Genomic DNA, 319 nt, shown 5'->3' with positions numbered 1-319 from the left:
GCGGTGGAGTGACCCCCGCCGCCGGGACCGTCCACAGGAGGGGCGGTCCCGGCGCGACCGGCGGGGCCGGCCCTCGGCAGGCTCCCCCGGTGCGCTTCACCCTGGACCCCGGAGGGGACGTCGTCGTGCCGGACGGCGTCACCCTCGACCGCTGCCGCGACGGGCTCGCGCGCCTCGCCGGACGGCCCGAGCTGAGGGACGCCCCGCTTGCCGTGGCGGGCCGGGTCCTTCCGCCGGACCACGTGGCCGGGGCGCCGCCGTGGGTCGCCGGAGCGGTGCTCACGTGGGCGCCCGACGACGCCGCGGCGTCACCCGCCCG

The 319-nt window shown here is 81.5% G+C and carries 1 protein-coding gene; it reads left to right on the top strand.

Translation table 11 applies throughout. From position 1 onward, the window contains the following. Nucleotides 1-89: 89 nt before the first annotated feature. The coding region (locus N866_RS18775; protein WP_034229662.1) for a hypothetical protein at nucleotides 90-319 on the top strand (230 nt) is incomplete at its 3' end.

The organism is Actinotalea ferrariae CF5-4 (assembly GCF_000603945.1).
GTDB classification, from domain to species: Bacteria; Actinomycetota; Actinomycetes; order Actinomycetales; family Cellulomonadaceae; genus Actinotalea; species Actinotalea ferrariae.
The sequence above is the reverse complement of the archived record's forward strand: the minus strand, read 5'-3'. Positions and strand labels throughout refer to the sequence as shown.